The sequence below is a fragment of the Micromonospora sp. CPCC 205539 genome (genome assembly GCF_036906815.1).
Taxonomy (GTDB): domain Bacteria; phylum Actinomycetota; class Actinomycetes; order Mycobacteriales; family Micromonosporaceae; genus Micromonospora.
Genome location: NZ_JBAKHW010000035.1, coordinates 48,489 through 74,126, shown reverse-complemented (window position 1 = coordinate 74,126; position 25,638 = coordinate 48,489). Strand labels below are relative to the sequence as shown.

General features: G+C 70.9%; 26 protein-coding genes. 5 read left to right on the top strand and 21 right to left on the bottom strand.

Annotated elements, in window-relative coordinates; all coding sequences use genetic code 11:
• Positions 1 to 181 precede the first annotated feature (181 nt).
• Entirely contained in the window at positions 182 to 994 is an 813-nt protein-coding gene (locus tag V6V47_RS25720; RefSeq protein ID WP_334630938.1) for an alpha/beta hydrolase, read from the top strand.
• 44 nt (positions 995 to 1,038) lie between these two features.
• On the opposite strand, the gene V6V47_RS25715 is transcribed toward V6V47_RS25720, so the two are convergent.
• Positions 1,039 to 1,887 (bottom strand): 3-hydroxyacyl-CoA dehydrogenase family protein, encoded by an 849-nt coding sequence (locus V6V47_RS25715; protein ID WP_334630937.1) that lies wholly within the window; start codon positions 1,885 to 1,887, stop codon positions 1,039 to 1,041.
• 101 nt (positions 1,888 to 1,988) lie between these two features.
• The gene (gene murA, locus V6V47_RS25710) at positions 1,989 to 3,431 is read right to left on the bottom strand and encodes a UDP-N-acetylglucosamine 1-carboxyvinyltransferase (RefSeq protein WP_334630936.1); all 1,443 of its coding nucleotides are present in this window, start codon (positions 3,429 to 3,431) and stop codon (positions 1,989 to 1,991) included.
• Between murA and V6V47_RS25705 the strand changes: the two genes are divergently transcribed.
• On the top strand, positions 3,430 to 4,002 hold the full coding sequence (locus V6V47_RS25705; protein WP_334630935.1) for a cob(I)yrinic acid a,c-diamide adenosyltransferase: 573 nt from the start codon (positions 3,430 to 3,432) through the stop codon (positions 4,000 to 4,002). The two genes, murA and V6V47_RS25705, sit on opposite strands and share 2 nt — an antisense overlap.
• Before the next feature lie 405 nt (positions 4,003 to 4,407).
• On the opposite strand, the gene V6V47_RS25700 is transcribed toward V6V47_RS25705, so the two are convergent.
• The 13 genes from V6V47_RS25700 to glyA form a co-directional block, all read right to left on the bottom strand.
• Positions 4,408 to 4,863: a DUF2550 domain-containing protein gene (locus V6V47_RS25700; protein ID WP_334630934.1), complete on the bottom strand. Its 456-nt coding sequence runs from the start codon at positions 4,861 to 4,863 to the stop codon at positions 4,408 to 4,410.
• A gap of 12 nt (positions 4,864 to 4,875) precedes the next feature.
• On the bottom strand, positions 4,876 to 5,157 hold the full coding sequence (locus V6V47_RS25695; RefSeq protein ID WP_334630933.1) for a F0F1 ATP synthase subunit epsilon: 282 nt from the start codon (positions 5,155 to 5,157) through the stop codon (positions 4,876 to 4,878).
• A gap of 89 nt (positions 5,158 to 5,246) precedes the next feature.
• Positions 5,247 to 6,389: an LCP family protein gene (locus V6V47_RS25690; RefSeq protein ID WP_334630932.1), complete on the bottom strand. Its 1,143-nt coding sequence runs from the start codon at positions 6,387 to 6,389 to the stop codon at positions 5,247 to 5,249.
• A gap of 221 nt (positions 6,390 to 6,610) precedes the next feature.
• The gene (atpD, locus tag V6V47_RS25685; RefSeq protein WP_334630931.1) at positions 6,611 to 8,047 is read right to left on the bottom strand and encodes a F0F1 ATP synthase subunit beta; all 1,437 of its coding nucleotides are present in this window, start codon (positions 8,045 to 8,047) and stop codon (positions 6,611 to 6,613) included.
• A complete protein-coding gene (locus tag V6V47_RS25680; protein ID WP_334630930.1) occupies positions 8,047 to 8,976 on the bottom strand; it encodes a F0F1 ATP synthase subunit gamma in 930 nt (309 codons plus the stop codon). Before V6V47_RS25680 ends, atpD begins: the two co-directional genes overlap by 1 nt.
• Before the next feature lie 4 nt (positions 8,977 to 8,980).
• The gene (atpA, locus tag V6V47_RS25675) at positions 8,981 to 10,633 is read right to left on the bottom strand and encodes a F0F1 ATP synthase subunit alpha (protein ID WP_334630929.1); all 1,653 of its coding nucleotides are present in this window, start codon (positions 10,631 to 10,633) and stop codon (positions 8,981 to 8,983) included.
• 144 nt (positions 10,634 to 10,777) lie between these two features.
• Positions 10,778 to 11,599 (bottom strand): F0F1 ATP synthase subunit delta, encoded by an 822-nt coding sequence (locus V6V47_RS25670; RefSeq protein WP_334630928.1) that lies wholly within the window; start codon positions 11,597 to 11,599, stop codon positions 10,778 to 10,780.
• The gene (locus V6V47_RS25665; protein WP_334630927.1) at positions 11,599 to 12,138 is read right to left on the bottom strand and encodes a F0F1 ATP synthase subunit B; all 540 of its coding nucleotides are present in this window, start codon (positions 12,136 to 12,138) and stop codon (positions 11,599 to 11,601) included. The genes V6V47_RS25670 and V6V47_RS25665 overlap by 1 nt, the downstream gene beginning before the upstream one ends.
• Positions 12,139 to 12,164: 26 nt before the next feature.
• Positions 12,165 to 12,407, bottom strand: coding sequence for a F0F1 ATP synthase subunit C (locus tag V6V47_RS25660; protein WP_334630926.1), 243 nt, complete (start codon positions 12,405 to 12,407; stop codon positions 12,165 to 12,167).
• Positions 12,408 to 12,472: 65 nt separating this feature from the next.
• A complete protein-coding gene (gene atpB / locus V6V47_RS25655) occupies positions 12,473 to 13,270 on the bottom strand; it encodes a F0F1 ATP synthase subunit A (RefSeq protein WP_334630925.1) in 798 nt (265 codons plus the stop codon).
• A gap of 11 nt (positions 13,271 to 13,281) precedes the next feature.
• Positions 13,282 to 13,518, bottom strand: coding sequence for an AtpZ/AtpI family protein (locus tag V6V47_RS25650; RefSeq protein ID WP_334630924.1), 237 nt, complete (start codon positions 13,516 to 13,518; stop codon positions 13,282 to 13,284).
• A gap of 181 nt (positions 13,519 to 13,699) precedes the next feature.
• Complete coding sequence (locus V6V47_RS25645; protein WP_334630923.1) at positions 13,700 to 14,125, bottom strand: hypothetical protein; 426 nt, start codon at positions 14,123 to 14,125, stop codon at positions 13,700 to 13,702.
• Positions 14,118 to 15,407 (bottom strand): serine hydroxymethyltransferase, encoded by a 1,290-nt coding sequence (gene glyA, locus V6V47_RS25640; RefSeq protein ID WP_334630922.1) that lies wholly within the window; start codon positions 15,405 to 15,407, stop codon positions 14,118 to 14,120. The genes V6V47_RS25645 and glyA overlap by 8 nt, the downstream gene beginning before the upstream one ends.
• Before the next feature lie 35 nt (positions 15,408 to 15,442).
• Between glyA and V6V47_RS25635 the strand changes: the two genes are divergently transcribed.
• The gene (locus V6V47_RS25635; RefSeq protein WP_334630921.1) at positions 15,443 to 16,903 is read left to right on the top strand and encodes an SDR family oxidoreductase; all 1,461 of its coding nucleotides are present in this window, start codon (positions 15,443 to 15,445) and stop codon (positions 16,901 to 16,903) included.
• A 7-nt stretch (positions 16,904 to 16,910) separates the two neighbouring features.
• Here V6V47_RS25635 and V6V47_RS25630 read toward each other — a convergent pair whose 3' ends face one another.
• The 4 genes from V6V47_RS25630 to prmC form a co-directional block, all read right to left on the bottom strand.
• On the bottom strand, positions 16,911 to 19,025 hold the full coding sequence (locus V6V47_RS25630) for a transglycosylase domain-containing protein (RefSeq protein WP_334630920.1): 2,115 nt from the start codon (positions 19,023 to 19,025) through the stop codon (positions 16,911 to 16,913).
• Between the two features lie 106 nt (positions 19,026 to 19,131).
• Complete coding sequence (locus V6V47_RS25625; protein ID WP_334630919.1) at positions 19,132 to 19,743, bottom strand: arsenate reductase/protein-tyrosine-phosphatase family protein; 612 nt, start codon at positions 19,741 to 19,743, stop codon at positions 19,132 to 19,134.
• The gene (locus V6V47_RS25620) at positions 19,744 to 20,391 is read right to left on the bottom strand and encodes an L-threonylcarbamoyladenylate synthase (protein ID WP_334630941.1); all 648 of its coding nucleotides are present in this window, start codon (positions 20,389 to 20,391) and stop codon (positions 19,744 to 19,746) included.
• A complete protein-coding gene (prmC, locus tag V6V47_RS25615; protein WP_334630918.1) occupies positions 20,391 to 21,338 on the bottom strand; it encodes a peptide chain release factor N(5)-glutamine methyltransferase in 948 nt (315 codons plus the stop codon). Before prmC ends, V6V47_RS25620 begins: the two co-directional genes overlap by 1 nt.
• Before the next feature lie 73 nt (positions 21,339 to 21,411).
• Here prmC and V6V47_RS25610 point away from each other — a divergent pair, with 73 nt between their 5' ends.
• Positions 21,412 to 22,959, top strand: a complete 1,548-nt coding sequence (locus tag V6V47_RS25610) for a GGDEF domain-containing protein (protein ID WP_334630917.1) — start codon at positions 21,412 to 21,414, stop codon at positions 22,957 to 22,959.
• A gap of 54 nt (positions 22,960 to 23,013) precedes the next feature.
• Here V6V47_RS25610 and prfA read toward each other — a convergent pair whose 3' ends face one another.
• Positions 23,014 to 24,102 carry a peptide chain release factor 1 gene (prfA, locus tag V6V47_RS25605; protein ID WP_334630916.1) on the bottom strand — a complete coding sequence of 363 codons (1,089 nt, stop codon included), beginning with the start codon at positions 24,100 to 24,102 and terminating at the stop codon, positions 23,014 to 23,016.
• Positions 24,103 to 24,236: 134 nt separating this feature from the next.
• On the bottom strand, positions 24,237 to 24,461 hold the full coding sequence (rpmE, locus tag V6V47_RS25600) for a 50S ribosomal protein L31 (protein ID WP_334630915.1): 225 nt from the start codon (positions 24,459 to 24,461) through the stop codon (positions 24,237 to 24,239).
• A gap of 275 nt (positions 24,462 to 24,736) precedes the next feature.
• Between rpmE and V6V47_RS25595 the strand changes: the two genes are divergently transcribed.
• The gene (locus tag V6V47_RS25595) at positions 24,737 to 25,633 is read left to right on the top strand and encodes a phosphatase domain-containing protein (protein ID WP_334630914.1); all 897 of its coding nucleotides are present in this window, start codon (positions 24,737 to 24,739) and stop codon (positions 25,631 to 25,633) included.
• Positions 25,634 to 25,638: the final 5 nt, after the last annotated feature.

Here is a 25,638-nt window from a genome sequence, read left to right as displayed (position 1 = left end):
GCCGCGCGCCCCGCCCGCCACGCCGCGCGCCCCGCCCGCCACGCCGCGCGCCCCGCCCGCCCCGCCCGCCACGCCGATCTAGGGATCGTTGCCGTTTGTTGATCTACAACGGCAGCGATTAGCCCTAGATCGGCGAGCTGAGGGGCACCGGCGGCGCCCCGGGGGCTGCCACACTTGGGCGATGGCCGCTCGACCGACCCGGCGTGGTCTCCTGCTCGCGGGGGCAGGGGCAACGGCGCTGGCGGTCGGGGTCGGCTGGACGGCCCGCGACCTGATCCGTCCCTCGCCGGCACGACCTGAGCCGCCAGACGCACCGGCCGGCGACGAGCGGCTGACCAGCCGTCCGTCCGCCGCACGTGGCCGCTCGGTCGACTTCTACACCGCCGTCCCGCACGGGTACGGCGACGGTCAGGGGTTGCCGGTCTGCCTGGTGCTGCACGGTGCGTCCACCACCGCACGGGACTTCCCCGGGCTCGGCCTGGGGCGCTTCCTGACCGACGCGGTGCGTCGGGGCGCGCCGCCGTTCGTGCTCGCCGGGGCGACCGGCGACCGCCTCTCCTGGCGCCCCTCCGGCCGGGACGACCCGCAACGGATGGTGCGTGAGGAGTTGCCGGCCTGGTGCGCCGAGCGGGGCTTCGACGCCACCCGGCTGGCGGCCTGGGGCTGGTCCATGGGGGGCTTCGGCTCGCTGTTGCTCGCCGCCACCTGGCCGGGGCTGCTGCGGGCGGTGGCGGCCTTCTCCCCCGCCGTCGCGCCCGGTGATGCCGTCTTCGCCGGTGTCGATCGGCTGCGCGGCACTCCGCTGGGCCTCTGGTGCGGTCGCCAGGACGACCTCGTCGGCGACGTGCAGGCGCTGGAGCGGGCCCTTCCCGAGCCGGCCGCCCGATCCGAGTACACCGACGGTCGGCACGACTTCCGATACTGGGGCTCGGTCATACCCGGCGCCCTCGACTTCGTCGCGGCGGCGCTGACCGCGCCGCCCGGCCCGACCTGAGCTGACCGTTGGGGCCCGCGAACGGGCCCCCACGGCTGCCGGTCTCAGTACGTGTAGAAGCCCTTGCCAGTCTTGCGGCCCAGGTCGCCGGCTGTGACCATCCGCTGGAGCAGCTCCGGCGGGAAGAACTTCTCGTCCGCGGTGTCGGTGTAGATGTTCTGCGAGGCGTGCAGCAGCACGTCCACGCCGGTGAGGTCGGTGGTGGCCAGCGGGCCCATGGCGTGCCCGAAGCCCAGTCGGCAGGCCGTGTCCAGGTCCTCCGCCGACACCACGCCCGACTCGACCAGCTTGACCGCCTCCACCACCAGGGCGGAGATCAGCCGGGTGGTGACGAAGCCGGCGATGTCGCGGTTGACGACCACCACCGTCTTGCCGATCTCCTCGGCGAAGGCCCGCACGGTGGCCAGCGTGGCGTCGCTGGTCTTGTAGCCGCGGACCAGCTCGCAGAGCTGCATCATCGGCACCGGGGAGAAGAAGTGGGTGCCGACGACCGCCTCGGGCCGCTCGGTGACCGCGGCGATCTGGGTGACCGGGATGGCCGAGGTGTTGGTGGCGAGCACCGCGTCGGCCTTGCAGATCTTGTCCAGTGCGCGGAACACCTCGTGCTTGATGTCCAGCCGCTCGAACACCGCCTCGACCACGATGTCCGCGTCTGCCACCGCCTCCAGGTCGGTGGTCGGGGTGATCCGGGCCAGCGTCGCCTCGACCTCGGATGCCTCGATCCGGCCCTTCTCGGCGAACTTCTCCAGCGACTTCCGGATGCCACCGAGGCCCCGCGTCGTGGCCGCGTCGTCCAGGTCCCGCAGCGTCACCTGCCAGCCCGCCTGCGCCGCCACCTGGGCGATGCCGGAGCCCATCAGCCCTGCCCCGACGACCGCGAGTCGACCCGCCATCTGCTTCTCCCTCGCTGCGATTGAGTGCTGTCTGCACCCTAAGGGTCTGTGCCGACACAGACCCTAGCCGCGAGCCTGAACGATAGCTAAGCCGGTCGGCGTCAGATCTCCAGCGCGGGCTCCTCCGGGGTGGTGCCCCGCTCGACCGCGACTCCGAGCGCGCGCAGATCGGCCACGAAGTCGGGGTAGCCCCGGTCGACGTGGTGCACGTGGGAGACCTCGGTGACCCCGTCCGCGCAGAGCCCAGCGATGATCAACCCGGCCCCGGCGCGGATGTCGGTGGCGCGGACCGGCGCACCGGAGAGCCGGGGCCGGCCACGGACCACCGCGTGGTGCCCGTCGGTCTTGATGTCCGCGCCGAGCCGCATCATCTCGTTGGCGAACATGAACCGGCCGTCGAAGATGTTCTCGGTGATCAACGAGGCGCCGTCGCTGACCGCGGCCAGCCCGATCGCCATCGGCAGCAGGTCGGTGGCGAAGCCGGGGTACGGCAGCGTCACGACGTCCACCGCCCTGGGCCGGTCGTCCATCCGTACCCGGAAGCCGTCCCCCCGCGTCTCGACCAGGCCGCCGGCCGCCATCACCTTGTCGAGTGCGACCTCCAGGTAGGCCGGGTCCAGCCCGGTCACCGTCACGTCTCCCCGGGTCATCGCGGCGCCGAACGCCCAGGTGCCGGCGACGATCCGGTCCCCCACCGTGGCGTGCCGCACCGGGCGCAGCCCGGGCACCCCCGTGATCCGCAGGGTGGACGTGCCGGCACCGACGATCCGCGCGCCCATCCGGGTGAGCATCGTGCAGATGTCGACGATCTCCGGCTCCCGCGCGGCGTTGTCGATCGTCGTGGTGCCCGTGGCCAGCACCGCCGCCATCACCAGGTTCTCCGTGGCGCCGACACTGGGGAAGTCCAGCACGATGTCCGCGCCGTGCAGCCCGCGCGGCGCGGCCGCGATGACGAACCCGTGTTCGCCGGAGATGTCCGCGCCCATCCGGGTCAGCCCGGAGACGTGCATGTCCAGCCCGCGCGAGCCGATGGCGTCGCCGCCGGGGTGAGCCACCCGCACGTACCCCCGGCGGGCCAGCAGGGGGCCCAGCACGCAGATCGACGCGCGCAGGCGGCGGACCAGGTCGTAGTCCGCGTCCGTGCCGGGTTGTTCGGGTACGTCGATGGTCACCGAGCGGGAGCGGGCCACCCCTCCCCGGGCGACCATCGGGTCGATCGGGTCGTCCGCGTCGAACCGGACGTCGCAGCCCAGCCTGCGCAGCACCTCGCCCATGATCGCGATATCGGTGATCCGCGGGACGTTGGTGATCACGCTACGGCCCGGGGCGAGCAGTGCGGCGGCCATCAGTTTCAGGGCCGAGTTCTTGGCGCCGACCACGTGCACGGTGCCGGTCAGCCGGGCGTCACCATTGACCCGGATGACATCGACGTCGTTGACCGCCGGATCGCCCGCGTCTCCCGGGCCCACCACCGCCGGCCGGCAGGGGGTGCTGTTCGGCCGGGCCGGGATCGTCAGGTCCGGTATCCGTAGGCTGTGCGTCATGGCCGTCCACCTCACGCGCATCTACACCAAGGCCGGCGACGCCGGCATGACCAGGCTGAGCAACAACGAGCAGGTGCCGAAGACAGATCCGCGGATCGCCGCGTACGCCGACGTCGACGAGTGCAACGCGGCGATCGGCGTCGCACTCGCCCTGGGGCAACTCGACGAGGAACTGCGGGCCGTGCTGGGCACGGTGCAGAACGACCTGTTCGACGTGGGCGCCGACCTGTCCACCCCCGTGGAGCCGGAGCCGAAGTACCCGCCGCTGCGAGTGACCGAGGAGTACGTCGAGCGCCTCGAGGGTTGGTGCGACGAGTACAACGCACGCCTGAGCAAGCTCGACTCCTTCATCCTGCCCGGCGGCACCGCGGGCGCGGCGCTGCTGCACGTGGCACGGACCACCGCCCGGCGCGCCGAACGGGCCGCGTGGGCGCTGGTCAGCCACGACCCGGAACGGACCAGCCCGCTCCCGGCAAAGTATCTCAACCGGCTCTCCGATCTGCTCTTTATCCTGTCAAGAACGGCAAATCCGGCGGGAGATGTGCTATGGGTGCCGGGCGGTAAGCGCTGAGCGTCGGTGCGCCGCACCACGTCGAGGTCTGGGTTCCCGATCTCGACGTGGCCACGCGTCGTTGAAGCTGGCTCCTCGGGGCGGTCCACGACCGGCTCGCCCCGGGCCTCAACGAGGTCGAGTTGGTGGCCACCGCCCCGCAGTGATCGACTCGGGATCGGCGATGTCGGAGTATCCGAGGGCCAGTGACACCCGAGGTCAGCGGAACCGTGTCGATCAAGCCCACCCGCACCGCTGGGCGAGCAGCGGCCGCCCCGGTAACGGCGGGTGAGATCTGAGAGAGTCACGCCTGCCGGCGGACAACGCGTCGAACAGGGTTTCCGGGGAGCCCGCCCGGCGGAAGGATCAAGCCTGACCGCCCGGAGCCGGGTGGACTCCCCGGAAACCCCGACAGCGAGAGAGGACTCAGGCTGCGGGCCAGTCCTGAGACTTCAGACGCGGCGAGACCGCCCCCGGAGGGGCGGCCTCGAGCCAGGAGAGGAAACCGGTCGCGGTCGACCGCGCCATGGCGATCTCCACCGGTGCGTGGTGACTCGTACAGCGGAGGATCACCCAGTCGGCGGGCATGGAGAACCGCTCCTGCCCCTCGGGCAACCGGCGGCGCTCCACCGCGAGACCCTTGCGGGAGAGCACCCGCTTGGGCCGGATCGCGAAGCTGAACATCCGATACCAGCGCAGCTCATCGCCAGCGAACCGGCCGAAGCCGGGCGACCAGCCCCGGCCGTCGAGCATCGTGGTGACCCGGACGCTGAGCCGGATGATGCCACCGCTGCGGGTGACCAGGGCCCGACGGACGAAGAGGATGAGAAGCGCACAGAGGATGACGACGACGCCGATCCCGATCCCTTCGACGATCTCCATCCTCGGTGCGACTCAGCGGCTCTGCGCGGAGACCGGGGTCGCGCTCTCGGCCAGGACGGTGACGCCATCGGAGCTCACCGAGAGGAAGCCGCCGGCAACCTCGTAGGAGATCTGCTCACCACCGGCGAGCTTGATGCGCACCTGGCCGGGCTCGGCGAGCTGGCCGAGCAGCGGCGCGTGCCCCGGCAGGACGCCCAGCTCACCCTCGGTGGTCCGGGCGACGACCATCTCGGCCTCACCGGACCAGACCTTCTCCTCGACGGCGACGAGCTCGACGTGAAGCTGCTGTGCCACGCTGTCTCCTTGCTGCGGCGACGGATTGCCGAAAGTCTAGCCTGACGCCCACTCTCCCCCGACACGGGTGGGGAGAGTGGGCGCCACGACTACTTGAGCTTGTTCTGGAATTCCGGGTGCTCCAGCAGGAACGGGTCGAGTTGCTCACCGTGCAGGGCCGTGAAGAAATCCGGAACGCCCGCCTGGAACTGTTCGCCCAGGTACTTCTTGCCGTCGTAGAGGCCACCACCGGGGAGCTTGATCATCTGGATGGTGTTGGGTCGGATGTTCTTCAGGGCGAGCCCGAAGTCGACCACGCTGTGCCCTCGACCGTTGAAGATCAGCGACTGACCGGCGGCGCGGAGCACCTTGTCCAGCTTGATCGGGTTGGCCACCACGTCCGCGCTGAACGCCTGGCCGACCATGGCCTTGACGAACTGCTGCTGGTGGCGCTGCCGGCCGTAGTCGGAGTCCGGAACGCCGTTCTTCGGGTAGCGCTGCCGGACGTAGTCCAGCGCCTGCCACCCCTTGAGGTGGTGGGTGCCCTTCGTGTAAGTCGCCTGCGGGCCGACGTAGCCCTCGCCGTGCGTCTTGCCGGGGCGGGCCGTGCCGTCCGGCTGCTTGTGCTCGGACCTGACTTCCCGTTCGACGTACATGTCGACGCCGCCCATCGCGTCGACGATCTTCTGGAAGCCGGTGAAGTTGATGATCGCGCCGGCGTCGAACCGCTTGATGCCGGTCACCTTCTGCACCGTGGTCGCCAGCAGCTCGAAACCGCGCGCCGCGTCGGGATTCTTGCCCGGCACCTTGCTGCCGAACGACATCGCCGCGTTGATCTTCGTCTTCTCGCCGTAGAAGTTGGCCTTCTTGAACTCCGGGATGTCGACGTACAGGTCGCGGGGCACCGAGAAGAGGTAGGCCCGGTCCATCGTCGCCGGCACGTGCAGCACCATGATCGAGTCGGCCAGCGGGGCCGCCGTCGGGGTCCGCGGGTCGATGCCGACCAGCAGGAGGTTGAGCGGACCCTTGATGTCGCTCTTCTTCTCCTGCGCTCCGGCCGCCTGGTCGCCGAAGAGGTCGGCCTTGCCGACCGCGCCCTCGTAACGGGCCATCAGCACCTCGGTGCCGACCAGCGCACCACCGCTGAGCACGGTCAGCGTCAAGCCGAACACCATGCAGACCCGAGCCCAGCGCGGCACACCACGCCAGATGGACGACTTTCGGCCACTCTTGCCGGCCTTACCCACAAGCATCTCCGTTCGTTACGCCCACGAGTAGGAGACGGGCGCACGTGGCCGAAAGGTTGCAAAGATCAACGCACATTCACGTTCGTGCGGGATCGACCGTACCCCGGGTAGCTCGGAAGCACCGACCCCGAAGAAACTGATCGCGGCGATAGTAGGGCCTGAAGATGAACAAAAGACTGCCCCGGCATTGCCGGGGCAGTCTTTTTGCTCTGGATCCGATCAGGCCGTCAGGCCTTCATGAGCTCCTCGGCCTTGGCCTCCAGGTCCTCGAGACCACCGCACATGAAGAACGCCTGCTCGGGGAAGTGATCGTACTCACCCTCGCTGATCTTCCGGAACGCCTCGATGGTCTCCTTGATCGGGACCGTCGAGCCCGGTACGCCGGTGAACTGCTCCGCCGCGTAGGTGTTCTGCGACAGGAAGCGCTCGATCCGCCGGGCACGCGCCACGGTGATCTTGTCTTCCTCGGAGAGCTCCTCGATGCCGAGGATGGCGATGATGTCCTGCAGGTCCTTGTAACGCTGCAGGATCCGCTTGACCTCGGTGGCGACCTGGAAGTGCTCGGCGCCGACGAACTCCGGGGCGAGGATCCGGGACGAGGACGCCAGCGGGTCCACGGCCGGGTAGATGCCCTTGTCGGAGATCGACCGCTCCAGGTTGGTGGTCGCGTCCAGGTGGGCGAACGTGGTGGCCGGGGCGGGGTCGGTGTAGTCGTCCGCCGGCACGTAGATCGCCTGCATCGAGGTGATGGCCTGGCCCCGGACGGAGGTGATCCGCTCCTGGAGCTCACCCATCTCGTCGGCCAGGGTCGGCTGGTAGCCCACCGCACTCGGCATACGGCCGAGCAGGGTGGAGACCTCCGAGCCCGCCTGGGTGAAGCGGAAGATGTTGTCGATGAAGAGCAGCACCTCCTGCTTCTTCACGTCACGGAAGTACTCCGCCATGGTCAGCGCCGAGAGCGCCACCCGCAGCCGGGTGCCCGGCGGCTCGTCCATCTGGCCGTAGACCAGCGCGGTCTTGTCGATGACACCGGACTCGGTCATCTCGGCGATGAGGTCGTTGCCCTCACGGGTGCGCTCACCCACGCCGGCGAAGACCGAGGTACCACCGAAGTTGCGGGCCACGCGGGTGATCATCTCCTGGATGAGCACCGTCTTGCCCACACCCGCGCCGCCGAACAGGCCGATCTTGCCGCCCTTGACGTACGGGGCCAGCAGGTCGATGACCTTGATGCCGGTCTCCAGCATCTCGGTCTTCGGCTCCAGGTCGGCGAAGGCCGGGGCCTTGCGGTGGATGCCCCACCGGTCGTCGGCCTCGAACGTCTCGCCTTCCTTGAGGTTGAGCACCTCGCCGATGGCGTTGAACACATGGCCCTTGACCGCGTCGCCAACCGGCACGCTGATCGGCTCGCCGAGGTCACGCACCTCCGCGCCGCGGACCAGGCCGTCCGTCGGCTGCATCGAGATGGCGCGGACCAGGTTGTCACCCAGGTGCTGGGCGACCTCCAGGGTCAGCGTCTTCTCACCGCCGGACAGGTTCACGGTGACGTGCAGGGCGTTGAACAGGGCCGGCATGGCGTCGCGCGGGAACTCGGCGTCGACGACCGGGCCGATGACCCGGACCACGCGACCCGCGGCCGTCTTGGTCTCTACTGGTGCAGTCATCACACTTCACTTCCCGACGCGGCCAGCGCGTTGGCGCCGCCGACGATCTCGCTGATCTCCTGGGTGATCCCGGCCTGCCGGGCCGAGTTCATCTCACGCGTGTACTTGTCGATCATCTCTTCGGCATTGTCGGTGGCGCTCTTCATCGCTCGCCGCCGTGCCGCCGACTCGCTCGCCGCCGACTCGATCAACGCCGCGTAGATCCGCGTGTTGATGTACCTCGGCAGCAGCGCGTCGAGCAGCGCCTCCGCCTCCGGCTCGAACTCGTACGCCGGCAGCAGCCCCTCGGAGCGCGGCCGGTCCTCGACCTGCATCGGACCGATGACCTTGGTGACCGGGGTCTGCGTCATCAGCGAGTGGAACTCGGTGTAGACGATGTGCAACTCGTCGACGCCGAGCACCCCGTCCGCCCCGGCGCTGCCGTCGGCGTCGTCCGCGCCGGCGGTGAACGCCTTGATCAGCGTCTCACCCACCGTGCGCGCGTCCTCGAACGACGGCTGCTCGCTGAACCCCGTCCAGTTCGCCTCGATCGGCCGGTTACGGAACCGGTAGAACCCGACGCCCTTACGCCCGACGACGTAGAGCACCGGCTCCTTGCCGTCCGACTTGAGCCGCGCGACCAGCGACTCCGCCATCCTGATCGCGTTGGAGCTGTAACCGCCGGCCAGGCCACGGTCGCTGGTGACCAACAGGACGCCCGCCCGCCGCACCCGCTCGCGCGGGGTGAGCAGCGGGTGGTCGATCCGCGCGTTGGACGCCAGCGCCGTGAGCACGCCGGTGATGGCCTGGGCGTACGGCAGGGACGCCTGCACCCGGGCCTGGGCCTTGGCGATCCGGCTCGTCGCCACGAGCTCCATCGCCTTGGTGATCTTCTTCATCGACTTCGCCGAGCGGATTCGTTGACGAAGAACGCGTACCTGGGCCGCCACGAGATCAGCTCTCGGCCGGGCGGTCGGTAGCGCCGTCGCGGAACCGGGTCACCGTCTCGCGGTTCTCCTCGCCCTCCAGCGGCGCGGCCGGCGCGTCGTTGACCCGACGCTCGTCCTCCTTGCCGAGGAAGACCTGCTTGAACTCGGCGATCGCGGTGTCCAGCGAACCGGTGATGTCATCGTTCCACTGGTTGTCGGCGATGCCGGCCAGCACACCCTCGTGCTTGTGCCGCAGGTACTGGAGGAACTCGGCCTCGAAGCGCCGCACCTCGCCGACCGGGATGTCGTCGAGCTTGCCCTCGACGCCGGCCCAGACGGAGACGACCTCCTCCTGCACCGGGTACGGCGAGTAGTTCGGCTGCTTGAGCAGCTCCACCAGGCGCGAACCGCGGTTCAGCTGGTTCTGGGAGGCCCGGTCCAGGTCGGAGGCGAAGGCGGCGAACGCCTCCAGCTCGCGGTACTGCGCAAGGTTGAGCCGCAGCGAGCCGGCGACCTTCCGCATCGGCTTCACCTGCGCGGCGCCACCGACCCGGGAGACCGAGGTGCCGACGTTGATCGCCGGACGGACGCCCTGGTTGAACAGGTCGGTCTCCAGGAAGATCTGGCCGTCGGTGATCGAGATGACGTTGGTCGGGATGAAGGCCGAGATGTCGTTGGCCTTCGTCTCGATGATCGGCAGACCGGTCATCGACCCACCACCGAGCTCGTCGGAGAGCTTCGCGCAGCGCTCCAGCAGGCGGGAGTGCAGGTAGAAGACGTCACCCGGGTACGCCTCGCGGCCCGGCGGGCGACGCAGCAGCAGCGACACGGCCCGGTACGCCTCGGCCTGCTTGCTCAGGTCGTCGAAGACGATCAGGACGTGCTTGCCGCCGTACATCCAGTGCTGCCCGATGGACGAGCCGGTGTACGGGGCCAGGTACTTGAAGCCGGCCGGGTCGGACGCCGGGGAGGCCACGATGGTCGTGTACTCCAACGCGCCCGCCTCCTCGAGCTGCCCCTTGATGGAGGCGATCGTGGAGGCCTTCTGGCCGATGGCGACGTAGATGCAGCGGACCTGCTTCTTGGGGTCGCCAGTGCGCCAGTTGTCCCGCTGGTTGAGGATCGCGTCCAGGGCGACGGTGGTCTTGCCGGTCTTGCGGTCACCGATGATCAGCTGTCGCTGGCCCCGGCCGATCGGCGTCATCGCGTCGATGGCCTTGATGCCGGTCTGCAGCGGCTCGAACACCGACTGGCGGGACATCACGTTCGGAGCCTGCAGCTCCAGCTCGCGGAAGCCCTCGTTGGCGATGTCACCGAGCCCGTCGATCGGCTGGCCGAGCGCGTCGACCACGCGGCCGAGGAAGGCGTCGCCGACCGGAACGGAGAGGACCCGCTCGGTGCGCTTGACGCGCTGCCCCTCCTCCAGCTTGGCGGAGTCACCGAGGACGACGACACCGATCTCCCGGACGTCGAGGTTCAACGCCACGCCGAGCGTGCCGTCCTCGAACTCCAGGAGCTCGTTGGTCATGGTCGAGGGCAGGCCCTCGACGTGGGCGATGCCGTCGCCGGTGTCGGCGACGGTGCCGACCTCCTCGCGGGAGACGTCGGACGAGTAGGAGGAGACGTAGCGCTCCAGGGCGCCGCGGATCTCCTCCGTCGAGATGGTCAGCTCGGCCATCCTCTGCTTCCTTAAAATTCAGGGGCCCGGGATACCTAGTACCGACCGGTCCGAATGGCGTCTGTCATTCCGGGCGCTGCGGCGGCGGAGCCGCCCCAAACGCTGAGGCGGCGGAGCCACCGCATTGCTAGGCGGCGAAGCCGCTCAACGCTTCGCGAGCGTGTTGCGGGTCTCGTTGAGGCGGCGCAGGATGGTGCCGTCGTACAGGTCGGAACCGACCCGGACGCTCACGCCACCCAGGACGGCGGGCTCGACCGTCTGCTTGATGGAGACCTCTCGACCGTATATCGCCGTGAGGCTCGCTCCCAGCCGCCGCTCATCCTCGTCACTCAACGGGGCCGCGACGGTCACGTACGCCACCTGCCGGTCGCGTCGCTCGGCGGCGAGCTCCACCAGCCGGGTGAGCGCCCCGCTGAAGGAGCGTCCACCGAACCCACCCAGCGCCGCCTCGACGAGCCGGACGGTGATCGGGTGGGCCTTGTCGGCGAGCAGTTCGCGGACCAGGACGGCCCGCTGCTCGACCGGCGCGACCGGGTCGGCCAGCGTGTTGCTCAGCGCCGACTGACCCGAGACGACCTGGCCGAAGCGGAACAGCTCGTCCTCGACCTCGCCGAGGCCGCCAGCGGAGTCGGCGCTGGCGAGCAGCGCCTCCACGCCCAGCCGCTCGGCGCCGTCGAGCAACTCCGACGGTGCCGACCAGCGGCCGGCGACCAGCGTCGAGAGCAGGTCCAGCGCCCCCGCGTCGATCTTGCCGCTCAGCATCTCGCCGAGCAGGCCGGCACGGTCCTCGCCGGACCGGGCCGGCTCGGAGAGCGCCCGCCGCAGCCGCGGCTCGCGCCGCAGCAGGGCGGCGACGGAGAGGATGCCGGCGGCGGCGTTGGCCACCGCCAACGGCTCCGCTCCGCGGACGTACGTCTCCAGGTGCTCTGCCGCAGCCTTGTAAGACTCCCGGCTGGCGGCCTGCATCAGCGGGCCCCCGTGCTCTCGAGGCCGCTCAGGAACCGGTCGACGGTGCCCTTGCGCCGCGCCTCGTCGGCCAGCGACTCGCCAACGATCTTGCTGGCCAGGTCGACCGCGATCGTGCCGACCTCGGCGCGAAGCTCGCGCACGATGGTGGCCCGCTCGCCGGCGAGCGCGTCCTTGCCGGCCTGGATGACCCGGTCGGACTCTTCCCGCGCCTTGGCGAGGATGTCCTGCCGGATCCCCTCGGCGTCGGCCCGAGCGTCGTCGCGGATCTTGGCGGCGTCGGTCCGGGCCTCAGCGAGCTGGGCACGGTACTGCTCGAGCAGCTGGTTCGCCTCGGCCTGTGCGGCCTCGGCGCGCTTGATGCCGCCCTCGATCGCGTCGACCCGTGCCTGGAACGTCTGCTCCATGCGGGGGAAGACGAACTTCATCAGCACGAAGCAGAGCACGATGAAGGCGACGCCACCGACCACGATCTCCTGCCAGAGCGGGATGATCGGGTTGTGGGTCGACTCACCACCCTCGGCGGCGAAGAAGTACATGGTGACCTCCCGGTCGAGGGTCGGGATTAGAGCTCACCCTGCCAGATGAAGCCGAAGGCGATGCCCAGCAGCGCCAGCGCCTCGATGACGGCGAAGCCGATCCAGACGTACGGCAGGGTGATCCGGGACGACTCCGGCTGGCGGGCGGTCGACTGGATGTAGGCGGCGAAGACCAGGCCAACGCCGATGCCCGGGCCGATGGCCGCGAGGCCGTAGCCGATGGCGGCGGTGCTGCCAACTACACCTTCTGCGGCGGCGAGAACGTCCATTGCTTGGTTCCTCCTGGTTATCACGCGTGACTGTCACGCGGGACGACAACTGTTGGTGCGGTGGATCAGTGCTCTTCGGCGAGCGCGCCCTGCACATAGCTGGCGGTCAGGACGGTGAAGACGTAGGCCTGCAGGACGATCACCAGGAACTCGAGGAAGGTGAGCGCGATGGTCATCACCCAGGAGAGCACCGAGATCGGCGCCAGCCAGGCGTTGGAGCTCAGAATCGCGAAGCCGCCGAGCGTGAAGACCAGCAGGAGCATGTGACCGGCGAACATGTTCGCGAAGAGACGAACCGCGAGCGAGAACGGCCGGACGATGAAGGTCGAGAAGAGCTCGATCGGGATCAGCAGCGGCAGGATGAACCAGGGCGCCGGCGGAACCAGAGAGTTCTTGAAGTACTTCACGAAGCCGTGCTGCTTGATGCCGATGTAGTTGAACAGCACGTAGCTGATCAGCGCGAGGAACGCCGGGAAGGCGATGTGCGAGTTCGGCGAGATCTGGAAGAACGGGATGATCGCGAACGCGTTCGTCAGCAGCACGAAGCAGAACAGCGTCGTGAAGTAAGGCGCGAACCGCACACCCGCGTGCCCGATCATGTCGACCGCGATGTTGTTCCGCACGAAGCCGTAGATCGACTCAGCGAACCACTGCTTCTTGGTCGGCACGAGCTTCGGATTCCGGTAGCTCGCCAGGAAAAAGATGATCAGGACGCCGACCGCGATCCAGACCATCGCCGTGATCTTGGTGAACCAGTACGAGTCGTGCGCACCCCAGGGCAGGATGCTGGGCAGGTAAAAGTCCTCCACACTGGGTGGGAATGCCGCCTGGCCCGCTGCCAGAACGTTCGCCTGTCCGAACACCGCGTCCCTTCCTAAGTAGGCGTGCCGAGCCGGCGGACGACCAGGATGATGCCCCCAGCCATGCCGAGCACGACGCCGATCCCGGTGGCGACGCCGCCGGTGTCGAGCCACTGGTCAACCAGCCAGCCGATGAAACCCCACACGAGCATGCCTCCGATGAGGTAGCTGAGCGCGGTCCAACCCTGACCGGCGCCGGACGGATAGTCGTCCGGGTCGCCGGCGGGACGGGGGGTTTGGTCACCAGCCATGACGGGGCGAACGATATCAGCCGGGAAGACGAGGCTGTGCCTCACCCCCCGCACAACCAACGTTGTGTGGGCATCTCGGGGGCCGCGTCGTCTGTGGGCACGCTACTCCCCTTCCGCCCTCGAAAGAATGACCGGTGGCCGACAGGTTGCCGCGCGTCCGAGGGATGGGACGATCGGCAGGTCAGCCACGCGGCTGACGGGCATGCACCCTGGTCAGCCACCAGATGTGCACTGCCGTCCACACTGCCACCCCGGCGACGATGCCGAGGCAGAGCGGGACCAATCCCGCCCAGCCGGTCGACGCCACCGCCACCATGACGACACCCAGCAGGGTGAACTTCAGCGCATACAGGCCCAGACCGAGCGGCAACACCAACTGCGGGTTGATCTGGTCGGCCCAGGCCAGCACCACGGTGGTGAGCGTGTAGCTGAGCACCGTGACCCCGACGCCGGCCACCGCGCCGAGCGCGGCCGTCGCGCCGCCGAACACCCCGCCGACCACCGCGGCGAGCGCGGCCAGCGCCGCCGAGGCGATCAACAACGCCGGCAGGTGCCGCAGTCGCCAGCGCCGGTCGGTGTCGGTCGCGACCACTCCGGGCTCAGCCACGGGGGTACGCCGGGAACTCGGTGACCAGCTCGGCCACCTCGGCGGCGACCCGGGTCAGCTCGTCGGTGCCGCCCGGTGCGCCGGGATCGGCGCGTACCGCACGGGCGATAAGGGCGGCCACCTGCCGCAGCTCCCCCTCCCGCATGCCCTGGGTCGTGACGCTGGGGGTGCCGACCCGGATGCCGGAGGCGATCATCGGCTTCTCCGGGTCGTACGGGATCGCGTTCTTGTTCAGGGTGATCGACGCGGCGTCGCAGCGCGCCTCGGCCTCGGCCCCGGTCACGCCCAGCTCCCGCAGGTCGATCAGGGCGAGGTGCGTGTCGGTGCCGCCGGACACCGGGCGCATCCCCTCGGCGGCCAGCCCGGCGGCGAGCGCCTGGGCGTTGCGGACCACCTGGTTGGCGTACGTCTGGAACTCGGGTTGGGCGGCCTCACGCAGCGCCACCGCCTTCGCCGCGACGGCGTGCATCAGCGGGCCACCCTGGGTGAACGGGAAGACCGCCTTGTCGATCCGCTGGGCCAGCGACTCACGGCAGAGGATCATGCCGCCGCGCGGGCCGCGCAGCACCTTGTGGGTGGTGGCGCAGACCACGTCGGCGTACGGCACCGGGGACGGGATCGCCCGGCCGGCCACCAGGCCGATGAAGTGCGCGGCGTCCACCATGAGGTACGCCCCGACCTCGTCGGCGATCTCCCGGAACCGGGCGAAGTCGATCAGGCGGGGGTACGCGGTGGCACCGCAGATGATCATCTTGGGCCGGTGCGCCCGGGCCAGGTCCCGCACCTCGTCGTAGTCGATCAGCTCGGTGTCGCGCCGGACGGTGTAGCCGACCGTGGCGAACCACTTGCCGGAGAAGTTCACCTTGCTGCCGTGGGTGAGGTGCCCGCCGTGCGGCAGGTCCATCGCCAGCACCGTGTCCCCCGGCTGCACCAGCGCGGCGTACGCGGCCAGGTTGGCGCTCGCCCCGGAGTGCGGCTGGAGGTTGACGTGCTCGGCCGCGAAGAGGTCCTTCGCCCGGTCGATGCCGATCTCCTCGGCGCGGTCCACCTCGGCGCAGCCGCCGTAGTAGCGCCGCCCCGGATAGCCCTCGGCGTACTTGTTCGTCAGCGTCGAACCGAGCGCGGCCAGCACCGCCGGTGAGGTCAGGTTCTCGCTGGCGATCAGTTGAAGGCCGCCACGCAGCCGGTCCAGCTCGCCGAGCACCACCCCGGCGATCTCCGGGTCGGTGGCCCTGAGCTGCGCGAAATCCGGCCCCCAGAAGGTGCTCGTCTCCGTGTCCACAGCGAACGAGTCTAGGGGGCCGCAGACTGGGAGCTGTGAGATGCCTCGTCACAGGAGCCACGGGTTACATCGGCGGGCGGCTGGTGCCGCTCCTGCTCGCCGAGGGGTACACCGTGCGCTGCCTGGCCCGCAAGGCCGGGCGGCTGCGCGATGTGCCGTGGGCGTCGGCCGCCGAGATCGTCCAGGGGGACCTGAGTCAGCCCGACACGCTGCCGGCCGCGTTCGCCGACGTGGACGTGGCGTACTTCCTGGTGCACTCGCTGGGCCGGGCCGACTTCGAGGCGGCCGACCGGACGGCGGCGACCAACTTCGCGGCGGCGGCCCGGGCGGCCGGCGTACACCGGATCGTCTACCTGGGCGGCCCCGAGCCGGCGACCGAGGCGGTTCCCTCCCCGCACCTGCGGTCCCGGGCCGAGGTCGGTCGGATCCTGCTGGCCAGCGGGGTGCCGACGGCGGTGCTCCGCGCCGCGGTGATCATCGGCTCCGGCTCGGCGTCGTTCGAGATGCTGCGCTACCTGACCGAACGCCTGCCCGCCATGATCACCCCGCGCTGGATCAACAACCGGATCCAGCCGATCGCGATCCGTGACGTGCTGACCTACCTGGCCGGCTGCACCGCGCTGCCGGCGGAGATCAACCGGGGCTTCGACATCGGCGGCCCGGACGTGCTCACCTTCCGCGAGATGATGCAGCGCTACGCCCAGGTGGCCGGGCTGCGCCGCCGGATCATCGTGCCGGTCCGCCCGCTCACTCCCTCGCTCTCCTCGCACTGGATCGGCCTGATCACCCCGGTGCCGAACGCCATCGCCCGCCCACTGGTCGAGAGCCTGATCCAGGAGGCGGTCGCACACGAACACGACATCGCCCGGTACGTGCCCGACCCGCCCGGCGGGCTGACCGGCTTCGAGCAGGCCGTGACGCTGGCCCTGGCCAAGGTGCGCGACGCCCAGGTCGAGACCCGCTGGTCGAACGCGAGCGGCCCGGACGCGCCGGCCGAACCGCTGCCCACCGACCCGGAGTGGTCCGGCGGCACCGCCTACACCGACAGCCGCGAGCAGGCGGTGAACGCGTCGCCGACGGCGCTCTGGCGCATCATCGAGGGGGTCGGCGGCGAGCACGGCTGGTACTCCTTCCCCCTCGCCTGGTCGGTCCGTGGCTGGCTGGACCGGATCGTCGGCGGGGTCGGGCTGCGCCGCGGCCGACGCGACCCGCACCACCTGCAGGTCGGCGAGGCACTGGACTTCTGGCGGGTGGAAGAGATCATCCCGGGTGAGTTGCTGCGGCTACGCGCCGAGATGCGGCTGCCCGGCCGGGCCTGGCTGGAGATGCGGGCACTACCAGCCGAGGACGGCCGCAGCCGCTACCAGCAGCGCGCGGTCTTCATGCCCCGCGGGCTGGCCGGGCACGCCTACTGGAAGTCGGTGGCGCCGTTCCACGCCGTGGTCTTCGGCGGAATGGCCCGCAACATCGCCCGGAACGCCGAACAGACCCCCTGACCACCGTCTAGTTGCCGGTGCGGGCCCCGGTCACCTGGAAGGCGGCTTGTTGGCTCGGCGGGACGAAGTCCTGCACCGGTTGGCCGCGCAGGCCGAAGGCGAGCACCGCGCCGACCGCGTCCACCATCCGGGCCTGCACCGCCGCACCGACCGCGTCGCGCGGGTCGTCCGGGTTGGCCGCCATCGAGGCGACCGCGAGCTGCGGGGTGAACGCCACGACCGTCTCCGTCTCGTACCGCTCCGAGCTGCCGGTCTTGCCGGCCACCGGTCGACCGATCTTGGCCCGCAGGCCGGGTGCGGTGCCACCGTCGCAGCGCCCGTACATCGACTGGTCGCCGACCGGGCAGCGGGCCGCGTCCGCCGCCGCCCGGGCCACGTCGGTGTCGAGGACCCGCCGGCAGTTCGGCTTGGCCGCGTCGACCGGCCGGCCGCCCGAGTCGTTGATCGAGACCACCGGCAGCGGCGCACACCACGTTCCCTCGGCCGCCACCGTCGCGTACGCGGAGGCCAGGTCGAGCGGAGTGGTGGCCGCCACGCCGAGGGTGAACGGCCCCCAGTCCTTCGCGCCGTGCCGGGCCAGCTTGGCATCCGAGTCGGCGCGCAGCACGATGCCGAGGCGCTCGGCCATCTCGACCACCCGGTCGGCGCCGACCCGCTCGGTGAGCCAGGCGAAGTACGTGTTCACCGAGCGGCCGAACGCGGTCCACATGGTGCGCGGACCGTCCATCGACGAAGGGCTGGCGTTCACCGGGCACCAGTGGCCCTCGCAGCTCGCCCCCCCGGTCACCGGGAAGCGGGTGAGCAGTTGGGACGGTGCGACGAAGTCGGTCGCCAGCGGCAGGCCGGACTCCAGCGCGGCCAGCATGGCGAACAGCTTGAACGTCGAGCCGGCCTGGTACCCGTCGATCGCCCCGCCACCGGCGACCAACTGGTTCACGGTGTTCGGGTGGTTCTTCTGCCCGACCGGGTTGCCCGCCACGCTGTAGCTGCGGTTCACCGCCATCGCCAGCACTCGGCCGGTGCCCGGCTGCACCACCGCGGTGGGCACCGCCCGGGCCTCGGTGGGCCGGTAGATCTGCAGCACCTGCTCGGTGGTGGCCCGCTGCACCGCCGGGTCCAGCGAGGAGACGATCGAGAACCCACCCCGGCGCAGCGTGCGCTGCCGCTCGTCGGCGGTCGCCCCGAAGGCGGGCTGGCTGCTCCACCACCGGGTGAACCAGTCGCAGAAGAAGCCCCAGTCGTTGTGCCCGTCGGGCACCCCCGTGCAGTCGTTCGGGGTCTCGCTGGGCCGCAGCTCCAGTGGCTCGGCCCGGGCCGCCATCGCCACGTCGACCGACAACTGGTTCGACTCGACCAGCCGGTCCAGCACATACGTCCGCCGGCGCAGCGCGCTGTCGGCGTCGCCGTTGATCGGGTCGTCGCTGTCCGGCGACTGGACCAGACCGGCCAGCAGAGCGGCCTGGGTCAGCGTCAACTCGGCCGGGGAGAGGGAGAAGTAGCGCTTGCTGGCCGCCGCGATGCCGTACGCGCCGGCACCGAAGTAGGCGATGTTGAGATACCGGGTGAGGATCTCCTCCTTGTTCAGCTCCCGCTCCAGCGCCAGCGCGTACCGCATCTCCTGGATCTTGCGGGCGGTGGTGACCTCGGTGGCCGCCTGGCGCTGGCGCTCGGTCAGCCGGGGATCGCTGCTGAGCACGTTGCGGACGTACTGCATGGTCAGCGTGGAGGCACCCTGCCGGGTCCGGCCGTCCCGCTTGTTCACGGTGAACGCGCGTACCACGCCCCGCAGGTCCACGCCGCTGTGCTGGTAGAACCGGACGTCCTCGGCGGCCACGATGGCCTGGCGCATCACCGGGGCCACCTCGTGCAGCGGCACGTCCACCCGGTCCTCCTGGTAGAAGGAGGTGATCAGGGTCCTGCCGTCGTTGGCGTAGAGGTTGGAGCGCTGGGCGGTGGGCGGCGTCCGTAGCGTGTTCGGCAGCTCCGAGTAGGGCGTCGACAGCGCGGTGAAGCCGATCCCGAAGACCAGGGCCGCGGGCAGGGCAGCCGCCGCCAGCGCCAGCCCGGCCAGTACGCCGGCAATCACCACGGTCAGCAGTTTGTCGAGATGGGCCCGGATCATCAGCTCTCCCCGCAGGAGCCGGTCACGCTAGGACCCGTTCAGAATGACCCGGAAGGCCCCTTTCGCCCCTGGTTTTCCCCAAACCCGGAGGAAACTCGCACCAAGCTCAGGGCAGCAGTGCGCCGGCCAGCGGGTGGACCGTCTCCTCGACCTCGTCGGCCACCCGGCTGAAGCACTGGTCGCCGCGACCCCACGGGTCGTCCAGATCGTCGGTGGGCAGCGCCGACGCACCCAGGCGGGCGTCGTGGGCCGCCGCCACCAGGGCCACGCCCCGGGCGTACACCCCCTCCGGGGTGGCCTCGGCGGCCGGCAACCCGGACGCGTCCACCGCGGCCAGCAGCCGGCCGAACTCACCCAGCACGAACGTGCGGGACGCCGCGTCCGGACGCAGCGCCACCACGTACTCCTGCTGGTCGGCGGTGGCGGTGAGCACCAGGTCGGCGGCGTCGATGTGGTCCGAGCGCAGCTTGCGCGCGGCGAACCCCTCGACGTCCCCACCCCGGCTGGTGACCTGCCGCGCCGCCGGCGGGTTCATCTCCTCGCCGGCATGCCAGCCGCCGGTCCCGGCGCTGTGGCTGTGCAGCAGCTCCTCGGCGCGGGCCGGGTCCTGCTCACGCCGGGCCAACCGCTCCCGCACCGCGAGGGCCAGCAGCCGTTCCGCCATCGGCGAGCGGCAGATGTTGCCCATGCAGACGTGCAGGACGGTGAACGGGGGCACTCAGGCCCCCTGGCTGTCGATGAGATCCGGAACCACGTCGCGCAGCTTCTCCAGTGGGATCGCGCCCGCCCGCAGCAGCTGCGGCACCTCACCGGTCAGGTCGACGATCGTGCTCGGCACCGGGTCCGGGCAGGGCCCGGCCTCCAGGTACGCGCGCACCGAGTAGCTGAGCTGGTCACGCGCCTCCTCGGCGGTCACCGCGGCGGGCTGGCCGGTCTTGTTGGCCGAGGAGACCGCCATGGGGCCGGTCTCCCGCAGCACCTCAAGCGCCACCGGGTGCAGCGGCATCCGCACCGCCACCGTGCCCGACTTGTCGCCGAGGTCCCATTGCAGGCTGGGCGAGTGCTCGACCACGATGGTCAGCGCCCCCGGCCAGAACGCCTCAACCAGATCCCGCGCCTCCTTGGGCAGCGAGAAGACCAACCCGTCCAGGGTGTGCCGCGAGCCGATCAGCACCGGCGGCGGCATCTGCCGGGTCCGGCCCTTCGCGTCCAGCAGCGCCTTGACCGCGTACGGGGTGAACGCGTCCGCGCCGATCCCGTAGACGGTGTCCGTCGGAAGGACGACCAGTTCGCCGTTCTTGACCGCTTCGATGGCCGCAGCGATGCCGCGGTCCCGATCAGCGGGCGACCGGCAGTCGTAGAGCATCACGAGGAGTCAGTCTGCCACGCCGTCCCGGCGAAGGCTTGCTGGCCGTCCGCCCGTCGGGACGCGGTGGCGTACCGGGGCCGGCCGGTGAGGTCGAAATGCTCCGTCACGGCGGTGAAATGACCGGCTGCGGCGAGCAGACCGGGCACCGCCGCACCGTGTGTGTCGTCGTGCTCGACCCCGAACACGCCACCGGCACGCAGCAGCGCCGCCGCCCGGGTGACCACCGGCCGGATCACCGCCAGACCGTCCGCCCCGCCGAAGACCGCCTCGGCCGGATCGTGCCCGGCCACCTCCGGTGGCACCACCACGTCGACCGGCACGTACGGCGGGTTGCAGAGCAGCACGTCCACCCGACCGACCAGGTCGGCCAGCAGGTCCGGCGCGGTCACGTCGGCCTCGACCACCTCGATCGGCCGGTCCCCCGCCGCGGCCCGCTCGGCGGCGTTGCGGCGCAGCCAGTCGAGCGCCGCAGGGGACCGCTCCACCGCGACCACCCGCGCCCCGGGCAGCTCCTGGGCCACCGCCAACGCGATCGCGCCGGAGCCGCTGCACAGGTCAACCACCAGCGGATCGGGCCGGCCCCGGCCCTGCTCGACGCCCCAACCGGCCAGCAACTCGGTCTCCGGCCGGGGCACGAAGACGCCCGGCCCCACCGCCACCTCCAGGTGCCGGAAACCGGCCCGCCCGGTCAGGTGCTGCAACGGCTCCCGACCCGCGCGGCGGCGCACCAGCTCGTCCAGCCGCGCCACCTGCTCGTCAGCCAGGTCGTCGGCGATCGCCAGCCGACCCCGGGGCACCCCCAGGACGTACGCCGCCAGCAGCTCGGCCTCCACGCGCGCCGGAGCGACCCCGGCGGCGTCGAGTACGCGGGCCGCCCGGGCCACCGCGGCGGACGGGCGGAGCCGCCCTGTCCCTTCGGGGGGGTGTTGCGGCAGAGTGGTCACGCCATAATCATGAAGCGTCGCGGGCGACGCCACGAACGGGTGCGTCGAGGCGCACACGACTGGGAGGTCGCGGGTGGGCTGGCTCGACCGGGTCGACGACCAGGTTGATGTCCTCACGCGCGCTCGCGCGTTGCAGGAGTCGAGCCGCTCCGCGGAGGCGTACGCCCTGTTGGAGCGAGTGATCCGCACCACCACCGACCCGACGGCACGGGCGGACGCCCTGGTGCAACGCCTCTCCGCGCTGATCAATCTCGGTCGGACGGCGGAGTTCACCCGGGCCATCGAGGAGGCCTCCGCCGCCGTCCGCGATCTCGCCGAGCCCTACCTGCACGGGCACCTCAACGCGCTGGCCGCGCTCGCCGCACACCACCAGGGCGCACTGGACCGCTGCGTCACCCACCTGGTCAAGGCCGCGCGGGCGCTGAGCGCCGTGGAGGACCCGGACCGGGACACCGCCTGGGGCTGGCACGACCTCGCAATGGCCTACAGCTACCTCAGCTTCCACGGGTACGCCCTGGGCGCGATCGAGCGCGCCCGGCAACTCGGGGTCACCGCGGGGATCCCCGAGGAGACCTTCGCCGCGCCCGGCATCCGGCTGCGCAACGCCGTGGCGCTGGACCACAACGGCGACAGTGACGGCTGCCTCCGGGTGCTCCGCGACGTGGCCGCCGACCTGACCCGGTTCCTGCGTTCCGGGCGGGCCGGCCGGCTGCGCCCGAGCAGCCTCGCGGCGTACGGCTACGCGACGGCGCGGCAGGCCGCGCTCGGCGACCACGTGGACACCGACGGGGACGCCGAACCAGCCCGGCTGCTCGGCCACGGTGGGGACAGCGCCCGCGCCCGGGACATGCGTCAGCTCGGGCAGATCTGCCTGGCCGTCGCGGCCGACCGGCCGATCGAGGCGGTCGCCCGACTGGACACCATCCGGGTGTCCACCGAGACGCTCGGCGCGGCCGAGCCGGCCCGGCTCCGCAGCATCGCCCTGGCCCGCGCCGGGGACCACGTGGCCGCGCACCGGGCCGACCGGCTGGCGTTCCGGCTCGCCGCGCAACGCAACGACCGGCTGCGCGACGTCTACATCGACGGCATCGCCGCGCGGATCGACCACGAGGAGATGCGCCGGGAGGCGGCACGGTTCGAGGGCGAGGCGCTGACCGACCCGCTCACCGGGCTGCCCAACCGGCGGCGGCTGGAGCGGTACATCACCGCCGTGGTCACCCGCGGCGAGCGGGTGGTGATCGGCGTCTGCGACCTGGACGGCTTCAAGGCGGTCAACACCCGGCACGGGCACCACTCCGGCGATCTGGTCCTGCAGCGGATCGCCGGAGTGATCAACCGGGTGATGCGCCGGGGCGACTTCGTGGCCCGCTACGGCGGTGACGAGTTCGTGGTGGTGCTGCCCGACACCGGCATGGCCGAGGCCGCCGAGGTGGCCCGTCGGATCGAGTCGGCCGTCCGCACCGAGGAGTGGGAGTCGCTGGTGCCGGGCACCCCGGTCGGGGTGAGCATCGGCTTCGCCGAGGTCTCCGGTGGCAGCGGCCTCCGCGACGCGCTCAGCGTGGCCTTCGAGGAGGCCGACCGGGAGATGCTGCGCGCCAAGACGCGCCCGCGCGCCAGCTGACCGCCCGCACGCCGCACCGGCTTCGGCGTACCCCGCCTGCTCTGGCGTTCCGCGTCAGCGGCGGGTCAGCTCGGTGTCACCGGCCAGCCGGGCGGCGCGGTCGGCCTCGGCCAGGGCGTCCAGCACCCCGTCCAGATCACCGGCGAGCGCCAGGTCCAGGTTGTACGCGGTGTAGCCGATCCGGTGGTCGGTGATCCGGTTCTGCGGGTAGTTGTAGGTGCGGATCCGCTCGGAGCGGTCCACCGTACGCACCTGCGCCTTGCGGGCGTCCGAAGCGGCGGCGTCGGCCTGCTCCTGGGCGGCGGCGAGCAGTCGGGCCCGCAGGATCCGCATCGCCTGCTCCCGGTTCTGCAACTGGGACTTCTCGTTCTGGCAGGAGACGACGATGCCGGTCGGCAGGTGGGTGATGCGTACCGCCGAGTCGGTGGTGTTCACCGACTGACCACCCGGGCCGGACGAGCGGAACACGTCGATGCGCAGGTCGTTCTGGTCGATGGTGACGTCGACGTCCTCGGCCTCGGGCAGCACCAGTACGCCAGCGGCGCTGGTGTGGATCCGGCCCTGCGACTCGGTGACCGGGACCCGCTGCACCCGGTGCACGCCGCCCTCCCACTTGAGCCGGGACCAGACCCCGTTGCCGCCGTCCGGCACGCCCTTGGTCTTGATCGACAGCGAGACGTCCTTGACCCCGCCGAGGTCCGAATCCTGGGCGTCGATCACCTCGGTGAGCCAGCCCCGCCGCTCGGCGTACCGCGTGTACATCCGCAGCAGGTCCGCGGCGAAGAGCGCCGACTCCTCACCGCCCTCACCGGCCTTGATCTCGACGATCACGTCCTTGGCGTCGTGCGGGTCGCGCGGGATGAGCAACTCGGCGAGGCGCTCCTCCAGGGCCGGCATGGTGCCCGCGATCGCCTCCGCCTCGCTGGCGAAGGAGGGGTCCTCGACGGCCAGCTCCCGGGCCGCGACCAGATCCGCGCGGGCCTGCTCCAGCTCGCCGGCAGCCTTGTGCAGCGGCACCAACTCGGCGTACCGACGGCCGACCCGGCGGGCAGTGGCCTGGTCGGCGTGGATGGCGGGGTCGGCCAGCCGCTTCTCCAGCTCGGCGTACTCGTCAAGGAGACTGGCCAGACGCTCGCTGCTCATGCTGCGGATGCTCCTTCGACGGGTACGACGCCGGCCGGGTCGGCCGGGGGGCCGGTCTCCGGGCGGAAACGGGGGGCGAAACGCGGACGGCGCCCGCATCCGGTGAAAACCGGACGCGGGCGCCGAACGACGAGTTACTTGGCCTTGTTGGCCTGAACCTTGGCGTACTTCTGCTGGAACTTCGCGACCCGGCCGGCGGTGTCGAGAACGCGCTGCTTACCGGTGTAGAACGGGTGGCAGGCGCTGCAGGTCTCGACGTGGATCGCCCCGCCCTTGGCGGTGCTGCGGGTCGTGAACGTGTTGCCACAGGAGCAGCTGACCTCGGTGGTCACGTACTCCGGGTGGATGTTTGCCTTCATCTCGCCTCGGTCCTCTCGTTGGTGGTCGCCGGGTCGCCGTCACCGCCCGTCGCGCCGTGCACGACGGGCTCGGGCGTGAACCGGAACCGGTGGCCGATTGACCAGTGTGCCATGGGCCTGAGCCGACCCGATAATCGGGCTGCACACCTCGTCCGGCATCGTCAACACGTGCCTACCCGTCCGCATTCCCGCCGCCCGACCGGGCATTCGCCGACCCTCCGGCCCGACGCCGGGTGCCCCGGCCGGGGTACGCCCGCCGGGCCGGAGACCCGCCGATGACCCGCCTCATCGCCACCCGGGGCCTGCCGGCCTCGGGCAAGACCACCTTCGCCCGCAGCCTCCAGCCGTCCGTGGCGCGGGTCAACCGGGACGATCTGCGCCGGATGCTGCACGGTGCGCGGCTGCTGACCGACTGGGCCGAGGCGCAGGTGACCGCGGTCCAACGGGCCCAGGTCGACGCGCTGCTGCGCGCCGGGGTGGACGTCTGCGTGGACGACACCAACCTGCCGTCGCGGATCCTGCGGCACTGGGTGGAGGTAGCCGCCCGGCACGGCGCGGAGTTCGAGGTGCACGACTTCACCGACGTGCCGCTGGCCGAGTGCCTGCGCCGGGACGCCGCCCGACCGGCCGCCGAACAGGTCGGCGCGGAGGCGATCACCCGCTTGCACGAGCGCTACCTGGCGGACCGGACACTGCCGCTGCCGGTGCCGCAGGCCCGCACCGGACAGCCCGGCACCGTGCGCCCACCGTCGACCGAGCCACCGGAGATCGTCCTCGTGGACATCGACGGCACCGTCGCGCTGGCCGTCTCCCGCAGCCCGTACGACATGACCCGGGTCGGAGGAGACCAGCCGAACACCGCGGTGATCACGGCGGTCCGGGCGATGCACGACGCCGGGTACGGAGTGGTCTTCTGCTCCGGGCGGGACACCTCGGCGCGGGCGGCCACCGAGGCGTGGCTGGCCCGGCATGTCCGGATTCCGTACCTCGGTCTGCACCTGCGGGCAAAGGGCGACGCGCGCAAGGACGCGGTCGTCAAGCGGGAGATCTACGAGCGGGAGATCCGGGACCGTTACCGGGTGGTCGGGGTCTTCGACGACCGGCTTCAGGTGGTCCAGATGTGGCGCTCGCTCGGCCTCACCGTCTTCCAGGTCGCCGACGGCAACTTCTGAGCGGG

Coding starts and splice junctions, on each gene's coding strand:
- V6V47_RS25620 (WP_334630941.1), bottom strand. CDS start 20,391: ATGCTCTACGACTGCCGGTCGCCCGCTGATCGGGACCGCGGCATCGCT.
- V6V47_RS25630 (WP_334630920.1), bottom strand. CDS start 19,025: ATGATCCGGGCCCATCTCGACAAACTGCTGACCGTGGTGATTGCCGGC.
- V6V47_RS25700 (WP_334630934.1), bottom strand. CDS start 4,863: ATGGAGATCGTCGAAGGGATCGGGATCGGCGTCGTCGTCATCCTCTGT.
- V6V47_RS25690 (WP_334630932.1), bottom strand. CDS start 6,389: ATGCTTGTGGGTAAGGCCGGCAAGAGTGGCCGAAAGTCGTCCATCTGG.
- V6V47_RS25720 (WP_334630938.1), top strand. CDS start 182: ATGGCCGCTCGACCGACCCGGCGTGGTCTCCTGCTCGCGGGGGCAGGG.
- V6V47_RS25705 (WP_334630935.1), top strand. CDS start 3,430: ATGGCCGTCCACCTCACGCGCATCTACACCAAGGCCGGCGACGCCGGC.
- V6V47_RS25670 (WP_334630928.1), bottom strand. CDS start 11,599: ATGCAGGCCGCCAGCCGGGAGTCTTACAAGGCTGCGGCAGAGCACCTG.
- atpD (WP_334630931.1), bottom strand. CDS start 8,047: ATGACTGCACCAGTAGAGACCAAGACGGCCGCGGGTCGCGTGGTCCGG.
- V6V47_RS25660 (WP_334630926.1), bottom strand. CDS start 12,407: ATGGACGTTCTCGCCGCCGCAGAAGGTGTAGTTGGCAGCACCGCCGCC.
- murA (WP_334630936.1), bottom strand. CDS start 3,431: ATGACGCACAGCCTACGGATACCGGACCTGACGATCCCGGCCCGGCCG.
- V6V47_RS25595 (WP_334630914.1), top strand. CDS start 24,737: ATGACCCGCCTCATCGCCACCCGGGGCCTGCCGGCCTCGGGCAAGACC.
- V6V47_RS25715 (WP_334630937.1), bottom strand. CDS start 1,887: ATGGCGGGTCGACTCGCGGTCGTCGGGGCAGGGCTGATGGGCTCCGGC.
- rpmE (WP_334630915.1), bottom strand. CDS start 24,461: ATGAAGGCAAACATCCACCCGGAGTACGTGACCACCGAGGTCAGCTGC.
- prfA (WP_334630916.1), bottom strand. CDS start 24,102: ATGAGCAGCGAGCGTCTGGCCAGTCTCCTTGACGAGTACGCCGAGCTG.
- V6V47_RS25665 (WP_334630927.1), bottom strand. CDS start 12,138: ATGTACTTCTTCGCCGCCGAGGGTGGTGAGTCGACCCACAACCCGATC.
- V6V47_RS25650 (WP_334630924.1), bottom strand. CDS start 13,518: ATGGCTGGTGACCAAACCCCCCGTCCCGCCGGCGACCCGGACGACTAT.
- atpA (WP_334630929.1), bottom strand. CDS start 10,633: ATGGCCGAGCTGACCATCTCGACGGAGGAGATCCGCGGCGCCCTGGAG.